Origin of the sequence: Sphingobium sp., assembly GCF_003248505.1 — a bacterium.
Lineage (GTDB): Bacteria > Pseudomonadota > Alphaproteobacteria > Sphingomonadales > Sphingomonadaceae > Sphingobium.
Map to the genome: position 1 here is coordinate 1 of NZ_QFOA01000107.1, position 8,039 is coordinate 8,039.

An 8,039-nucleotide genomic window follows, 5' to 3' on the forward strand; every position below is an offset into this window, starting at 1 on the left:
ATGGTCCCCCGCTCAAAGCTAAGGGACGTGTTCAAACATGGGTCACTTCTCAGTGGAAATTACTGGCCTCCCCGGGTCACTTCTCAGCGGCAATCAACAAAGGTCGTTCACCATTGTTCGATGAAGACCCATCCGACCGAGATCGGGCGCTATCTAGCGAAGAACTTCGCTTCTAACGTCGCGGTCATCGGCATGGAGACGGGCGCGATGTCGGCGCATCTCGCCGGCGGTCTGCGCCGACAGGGCTATCATGTCGCTGTTATGGACGCGCTGCAGGTCCATCGCGTATTGTCCCTCAAGCGCAACAAGACCGACACCAACGATGCGCGCGGCATCGCCGAGATCACGCGCACCGGCCGCGATTATCTGACCGAGGTCTATGTGAAGAGCGCAGCCTGCTTCGAGGTGCGCGCCCAACTCATCATGCGCCACCGACTGGTGCAGCAGCGCCTGGCCAACGAGAATATGATCCGCGGCCTATTGCGCGTCTATGGCGGACGGGTCGAACCTGGCGCCAAGTCGTCAGCCACCTATCGCGACCGTGTCGTCGAGCAGTTGCATGTCATCCAGGATCGGGAGGGGATCAATTTGCGACCACGCATCCTGCCGGTACTCGACCTGTGCGAACGGCTCCAGACCGATGCCGTGCGGATCGAAGCCGAGCTGGAGGCGCTCGCCGCCGCCAACCCGGTGTGCCGGCGGTTCATGGCGGTGCCGGGCGTCGGCGCCATCACTGCCCTCTCGTTTTTCACCGCGATCGAGGAACCATCGCGGTTCCGGCGAGCGGACGATGTCGCCGCCTATATCGGGCTCACGCCGCGCGTATACCAATCCGGCGAGAGCCTGACCCATGGCAAGATCAGCAAGATGGGCAACCGGCTGACACGCACGCATATGGTGAACGCCGCAACGGTGCTGCTGTCCGCCACCAAGACCTTCTCGTCATTGAAGGACTGGGGCATCCGGCTCGCGAAGAAGGTAGGGTTCAACAAGGCGAAGGTGGCGGTTGCCCGGAAGCTCGCCGTCATCCTGTTCGGCATGTGGCGGGATGGCACTCACTTCCAGTTCAAGGCGGAAACGGTCGAACCGCATCGCCAGATGATGACGGCCGCCCGCGCCTGATACCTTTACGCCATCCGTCCCGTCGGACGGTACGATCCTCCCGGGAGGCGGAGGGACCGGTGACTTCGATTCGAACATTGGGGCAGCGATGACCCCGAGCTACGGTTGTTGAAGCGCCACCCTTCGATACGAACCGACCCCATTGCGGCATGCGACATGGATGAAGGCTGCACCAAGATAGCCGTCGCATGACCCCGGAGAGACTGTTGCACCCCGGGTCGATCGACATGCCGACGTGACCATTGCCAGAAAAGGCAAAGCATGATGAAGTAGAAAATACCAACGTCCCGCCCTGCCGCAGGGACCTCAGCTAGAGAATGTTGGAAACCTGACACACGTCCAGGCGCATGCGCCTTTATCGGAAGAACCGACTGGACATGCGCGCATGCCACCCGGCCTCCAAATCTGGTGACCGAGTTCGTGTGTTGGGGTTTCCATGCCCCGCCTACCGGCTTTCACGGAAGGCAGCGCTTATGTGGCGGGATTAGCGGCGGTCCGCAATAGGGGTTTGAAGCAGCACAGAGTTGGCTCCCTTCAAATAAGATGGCATTAGCGCCGCTTGTAAGAAGAACTAAATGTTGCCATCCTGACGTGCTTTCAGATCGATTGCTCGATTAAGCTCATGCATTTCAGTGGATTTAACGACCATGCCAAGATGCATCATCGAAGACACTGAAACAGAGGGCTGTCTTGCAAAAACAATTTTGCCTTCGTTGCTTATCATTGGCCCCGCGTATAAAACGCCGAGGAAGTAAAACCTCATACGTTCTGGTCCCAACATAGGCGCATGCAGCGAAGACGTCTTTTCGAACAGAAAAACAGGCGAGCCTGAAGACCCCGGGAAGCAGGCCATATCTACCATAAAATCTGGAGAACCCTCGTAGTCTCTCTTCAATGACGTTGCTGTGAGCCCTCGCCTAGCTAAGGGCATATTATTTACCGTGTCGACCAATCCATTAGGACAGCCGATCATTACAACATCTTCTATGGCATCAAAATTATTAAATTCATTAGCCGTAGGGACCATATCTATAGTGATTGCTTTATAGAAAATCCTAAATCCACAATCTAGAGACTGTTGGTATATACCAGAGAATACAATTGCGCATAAATCGATATCAGGATTGGGATGATTGATGACATCACTCTCGCGCATACGGAAATCGATATTGTAGAAATCTCCACTTGGGAGTGCAGGATTCTCTCTGTTGGCAATATGAAAAGAAAACTTAAGGCGATTTGCTCCAGCAATAACATGCTTATTTGTAGCAATTAGTATAGCACCTCCATCATCCTTTTGAATTCCCCAATAAAAACCTGTACCTGTCCCAATCTGTTTGTCATCGTTAAAAGCTGTCAGCATGAGGGTAGAGTATAGCATCTGCTCTGCCGTAGATAAGGACATCGAATAGCTCCAATTCGTCGTTATATGCGGTCTAAATCTAGGCGACGCTCAGATAAGCACGCTGTCATTGCCCCGTTATGGTCGCGACCAAACCTACGTCGCGCTCATTGCCCCACCCCTCCAAAACTAAAATAAATTATAGGTCAAAGGAGGGCCAATCCACGCCTAGATCGTTGCGCGACAGGCAAGCGGAATGAACTATGCTGTAAGCCTTTCCGCGAAAGCTACTAAGCGTCCCGTCCGGGCCTTGATGAAACTATCATAGTCGTCGTTGAACTCATCAGCGGCGCAGAAGGCAGACGCCAATGTCTCGCTAATATCGTGATCCTCGCTTCCCAAATCCTTAAAATATACGGAGGGGCGCTTTTTCCCAATGTTGCGATTTTCTGCGGCACTCAAAAAGCAGAAATTAGCAAGCACGTTTATCGACGGATCATCGTGTCCGGCGTCACGCAAGAATGCTCGAGGATATATATGATGGAATTCCGATCGATTGTAACTCTGAAGAACGCGATCCAGATCTACATCTTTTCCAGATACCAAGCTTTTTGGGCCATTGTTAGATAGTAGTAAAACAAACGTTTTGGTAGCAGCGGCACCTACCCGAAATGAACTTTTGAAAAATACTTCATCTATCTTCAAATCTATCTCACCAAAACTATTTGGCTGACCATTTTTGAGAAGCTCTGCCTGCTCGATATCGTAAATAGTTGTTTTACGCGTTTGACTTGAATACCGAGCAGAAAAGCAGGTCCGCCAGAACCAACGCTTTAGCTGTCGATACGTTTTACCATTGTAAACGACATCCTTCCCCTCGGGCTCTGCGAAGAACACCGCTAGCGGGACAAGCATAGACGGATACGGAAGCAGTTTAAGATGAACCACCTTGAGCTGCGTTCTCAGGAAGTCAATCGCTCCTCGAATGCCCTGTTGCACACGAGAAAATTGCTCTCGTACATCCGACCCGTTTAACTTCAGCAGAGTTTCTGGACCTGGCTCTTTCGCGAGTATTCCTGCTACACAACTTAATATAAGGTCAGAATCGTCTCCTACACCTGCAAATCCAAAGTCCGACAATTCCTCCCGTAAATCCCTAAATTTGTCTAGTAAATCGAAGTCTTCGCTCCACGTCCAAGCTGATAAAAGTTGCAAAGTATCCAGTGCCACGCCAAGATGATTTATTCGCTCAAAAACAATAGCAACAATAGACCTGTCCTCGCTTTTAAGAACCTGGACAGGTATAGTAACTTCTTTGAATTTCTCTTGGAGCTTATCGATCGCAGCAGTTTTTTCTTCATTCAAATGGCTGGTGCTCGCCCTGTATCCGACCGAATCAAATAAGACGCGCATTGGAAAGTATCTATGGCGATCTACCTCGTCGACTCGCTCGAGGACAACAAAAGCACTGTCTTGTGGATTGTCGCCAGCATCCAAATCAAAATAGATGTCGGTCCATTCAGGATTACTTTCAGGAGTGAGTTCGGTCTGAAAGACGGTAAATATGGAAGTCAAGCGTTGTTGCCCATCAAGCACATAGTCGATAGGATATTCTACCCGCGGCTCGGGCAGACTGAATGTACCCAAAGTACGCTCAACAGCGAGTTGTTGCTTGGTACGCCAAAACAATAGTGAGCCGAAAGGATAGCCTTTGTATATACTATCCAGTAGATGAGCGACCCGGTCCATCTCCCACACAAAGCCTCTTTGGAAGGCTGGGATTCTAATTTCTCCACTAGTGACAGCATCCAAAATTTTGCGGATCGAATAAGACTGGTACTCCAACGTCACACCCCCAGTGATATGCTCCACGCCTAGGCACAAATCCCCGTAGACGCTCATTGCGAAACATGTTCTTGTGAATCGCTATAAGAAAGGCAATAACCAAGGTGCACGAATATGCACCGGATTGAACTAAACGCTAGAATACGCGTATAATGTATCGACTTAATTTTGAAAGATCACGATATAGGTCGAGTGGCTACCCGACCTAGATGATATCGTGTTACACTGGTTACCCACAAACACGCCGCTCCGGTGTTGTGGCAATTCTAAGCCTCTCTCACGGCAGTAGCAGCGAGCTATCCCCATAAGAGTAGAAACGGTAGCCATTTTCGATGGCATAGGAATAAGCGGCTTTCATCCGGTCACGGCCCATCAAGGCAGATACCAGCATGAACAATGTCGATTTGGGCAGGTGGAAATTGGTCATGAGACCGTCGACTGCGCGGAAGCGGTAGCCCGGCGTTATGAAGATGCGCGTTTCGTCGGCAAAGGGGCGGACGATGCCGTCATCGCCGGTTGCACTTTCCAGCAACCGCAGCGACGTGGTGCCGACCGCGATCAGTCGCCCGCCCGCCGCTCGCGCGGCATTGAGACGCTCTGCCGTCGCGGCGTCGATCCGGCCCCATTCGGCATGCATCCGGTGATCGTCGGTATCGTCGGCCTTGACCGGCAGGAACGTGCCCGCCCCCACATGCAGCGTCAGCGTTTCCGTGAGCACCCCCGCCTGCGCGAGGCGCACCATCAGTTCGGGCGTGAAATGCAGCGCGGCAGTGGGCGCCGCCACGGCGCCATCCTCCCGCGCGAACATGGTCTGATAGTCGCTGCGGTCACGCTCGTCAGTGGGGCGCTTGCTCGCGATATAGGGGGGGAGCGGCATCCGACCGGCCCGCTCCAGCAGCAGCTCGACCGGTTCGTCGCCTTCGAAATCCAGCGTTACGCCGCCATCCTCGTCGCGCGGCCCGGCAATCGCCGTCACGTCCGCGCCGAAATCGATCCGGTCGCCTGCCCGAACCCGCTTGGCATTGCGCAGGAAGGCCTGCCACTGGCGCAGCCCGATCCGCTTGTGCAGCGTCGCGCCGATGCGTGCTTCGCCGCGCCGGCCTTCGAGCTGGGCGGGAATGACCCGGGTGTCGTTGAACACCAGCATGTCACCCGCCCGCAACAGCGACGGCAGATCGCGCACGACATGATCCTGCATCCCCGCATCGCCCGGCACGAACAACAGCCGCGCGCTGTCGCGCGGCGAAGCGGGGCGCAGGGCGATATTGTCCTGCGGCAGGTCGAAATCGAACAGGTCTACGCGCATAACGCTTCGCGAACGAAAGGGCCGCTTACTTCTTGACCGGTGCCGGTTTCCGGGCAGCAGGCTTCGTGGATGCGGGAGTCGGCACGATGGAAGGCGCGGCGGGCGGTGGCGGCGGCGCGGCGGTGACGGGCGGCTTCCCGTCGCTTTCGATCGACGCCTGAAGGATCACGGTCGGGTTCGCGGGCGGCTCACCCGGCGCGATGGCGTCGACATATTGAATGCCGTCGATCACCCGACCGAAGACGGTGTATTTCTTGTCGAGCTGCATCCGGGGCAGCAGCACGATGAAGAACTGGCTGTTGGCGCTGTCGGGGCTTTGCGCGCGCGCCATGGAAACGGTGCCGCGCAGATGCGGCATCGGATTGAATTCCGCCTTGAGGTCGGGAAGCGTCGAACCGCCGGTCCCATCGCCCTTGGGATCGCCGCCCTGCGCCATGAAGCCGGGGATCACGCGATGGAATTTAAGGCCGTTGTAAAAGCCCTGCCGCGTCAGTTCCTTGATCCGCTCGACATGGGCGGGCGCAATGTCGGGGCGCAACTGAATCCGCACGCGACCGCCGCTCGACAGGTCGAGGTCCCAGATATTCTGTGGATCGGCAGGCACCGTCGCGGGCGGCAGTTGCGGCGTCAGGTCGATGCCCAGTTTCTTCAGATTCTCCTGCGCCTTTGCAGCGGTTTCCGCTTTCTTCATCTCCTCGGCCTGGCCCCGGCCGCCGCCCTGGGCGCAGGCGATACCGGACGCGGTGAGGGCGAAACCGATCGCCACGGTCTTGAGCGCGCGAGTGAAACGCATGGGAGAGACGCTTTCCTTCAATAGATCGGACCCGGCGGGTCGCTCCGCCCTGATAGCGCGCTGATCGCGATTGGCAACTGAACGCAAGCTGAAACGGGCGGTCACCCCCCCTTGCGGCCCACCTGTTCGACGCGCGCGACCACCTCGTCGCGAATCGCGGGGCTGACGAACTTGTGGATCGGCCCGCCGTAGAGTGCGATTTCCTTCACCAGACGCGATGCGATGGGTTGTAGCGACACGTCCGCCATCAGGAAGACGGTTTCGACCCGTCCGTTGATCTGCTGGTTCATGCCCGCCATCTGATATTCATATTCGAAGTCGGCCACGGCGCGCAGCCCCCGGATGATGACGTTCGCGCCCTGCGATTCGGCAAAGTCCATCAGCAGCGAATTGAAACCGGTGACGACGATTTCCGCATCGATCCCGGCGCATTCGCGGCGGACCATCTCCAGCCGCTCCTCGTCGGTGAACATCGGCGACTTGGCGATGTTGGTGGTGACGCCGATCACCAGTTTGTCGACCAGCTTCGCGCCGCGCCGGATGATGTCCATATGCCCCAGGGTGATGGGGTCGAAGGTGCCGGGATAGACGCCGATACGCTGCATGCTCATGGGGTTAGCGGTCCCTCTCCACGATATAGTCGGCAATGGCGCGCAGCAGGTCGGCCTCAGCGCCGTGCCCGTGCAGATGCGCTTTCGCCTGGTCGACCAGCATGGCCGCCTGCGCCCTGGCGCGATCGACGCCCAGCAGCGACACGAACGTTTCCTTGCCCGCGGCCGCATCCTTGCCCAGCGCCTTGCCCGCAAGGTCCGGGTCGCCCTCGACATCGAGGAGGTCGTCCGCGATCTGGAAGGCGAGGCCGATGTCGCGGGCATAGCCGCGCAGCGGCAGGCGCGCTTCGGCGGGCAGGCGCGCCATGATCGCGGCAGCCTCGACGCATACTTCGATCAGCGCGCCGGTCTTGAGGTTCTGAAGCCGGGTGACGGTGGCAAGGTCGAAGCGGGTTCTTTCCGCCTCCAGATCCATCATCTGCCCCCCCGCCATGCCCGCCGGGCCGCTGGCGAGCGCGAGCGCCTTCACCAGTTCGATGCGCACGAACGGGTCGGGATGCGTATCCTCATCCGACAGGATCTGGAAAGCGAGGTCGTGGAGGCAGTCGCCAGCCAGGATCGCGGTGGCTTCGTCGAACGCCTTGTGGACCGTGGGCTTGCCCCGGCGCATGTCATCGTCGTCCATGGCGGGAAGATCGTCATGGATCAGCGAATAGACGTGGATGCATTCGATCGCGAGGCCGACGCGCAGCGCCGAAACCCGACTGATGTGGAACAGGTCGCACGCCGCCTGCACCAGCAACGGACGCAGCCGCTTGCCCCCGCCGATCGCTGCATGGCGCATGGCATCGTAAAGGCGATGGCGCGCATCGTCTGGAACCGCGAGCAGCCGGTCGAACGCGGCATCGATTTCCTCCGCCAGTTCGCCCGCGCGCGCGGTCACGACGGCGGTCGCGCTTTGCCCTTCATTCCCTATCGCACCGTCCCCCATCGCGGCGCCTTTCAGTCCGCGCCGAAGGGCTGCGCGCCCGTCGGCGCGCCGCTGGCGTCGAGCGTCAGCTTTTGAATGCGCGCCTCGGC

Annotated in this window: 7 protein-coding genes and 1 pseudogene; 1 reads left to right on the forward strand and 7 read right to left on the reverse strand. The window is 57.4% G+C overall.

The annotated features are described in order from the left end of the window. Positions 1-1,122, forward strand: a complete 1,122-nt coding sequence (locus DI606_RS18615) for an IS110 family transposase (protein WP_293985354.1) — start codon at positions 1-3, stop codon at positions 1,120-1,122. A 571-nt stretch (positions 1,123-1,693) separates the two neighbouring features. On the opposite strand, the gene DI606_RS18620 is transcribed toward DI606_RS18615, so the two are convergent. The 7 genes and pseudogenes from DI606_RS18620 to DI606_RS20400 all read right to left on the reverse strand — a co-directional run. Then, positions 1,694-2,527, reverse strand: coding sequence for a serine protease (locus DI606_RS18620; RefSeq protein ID WP_293985355.1), 834 nt, complete (start codon positions 2,525-2,527; stop codon positions 1,694-1,696). Positions 2,528-2,725: 198 nt separating this feature from the next. Then, positions 2,726-4,366, reverse strand: coding sequence for a DUF262 domain-containing protein (locus tag DI606_RS18625; RefSeq protein WP_293985356.1), 1,641 nt, complete (start codon positions 4,364-4,366; stop codon positions 2,726-2,728). Positions 4,367-4,586: 220 nt separating this feature from the next. Then, positions 4,587-5,615 carry a tRNA preQ1(34) S-adenosylmethionine ribosyltransferase-isomerase QueA gene (gene queA / locus DI606_RS18630; RefSeq protein WP_293985357.1) on the reverse strand — a complete coding sequence of 343 codons (1,029 nt, stop codon included), beginning with the start codon at positions 5,613-5,615 and terminating at the stop codon, positions 4,587-4,589. 25 nt (positions 5,616-5,640) lie between these two features. Further along, positions 5,641-6,408 carry a peptidylprolyl isomerase gene (locus DI606_RS18635; protein ID WP_293985358.1) on the reverse strand — a complete coding sequence of 256 codons (768 nt, stop codon included), beginning with the start codon at positions 6,406-6,408 and terminating at the stop codon, positions 5,641-5,643. Positions 6,409-6,509: 101 nt separating this feature from the next. Beyond that, entirely contained in the window at positions 6,510-7,019 is a 510-nt protein-coding gene (coaD, locus tag DI606_RS18640; protein ID WP_293985359.1) for a pantetheine-phosphate adenylyltransferase, read from the reverse strand. A gap of 4 nt (positions 7,020-7,023) precedes the next feature. Then, positions 7,024-7,950 carry a polyprenyl synthetase family protein gene (locus DI606_RS18645; protein ID WP_293985360.1) on the reverse strand — a complete coding sequence of 309 codons (927 nt, stop codon included), beginning with the start codon at positions 7,948-7,950 and terminating at the stop codon, positions 7,024-7,026. Positions 7,951-7,961: 11 nt separating this feature from the next. Next, a pseudogene (locus tag DI606_RS20400) lies at positions 7,962-8,039 on the reverse strand (exodeoxyribonuclease VII small subunit); the annotation flags it as partial.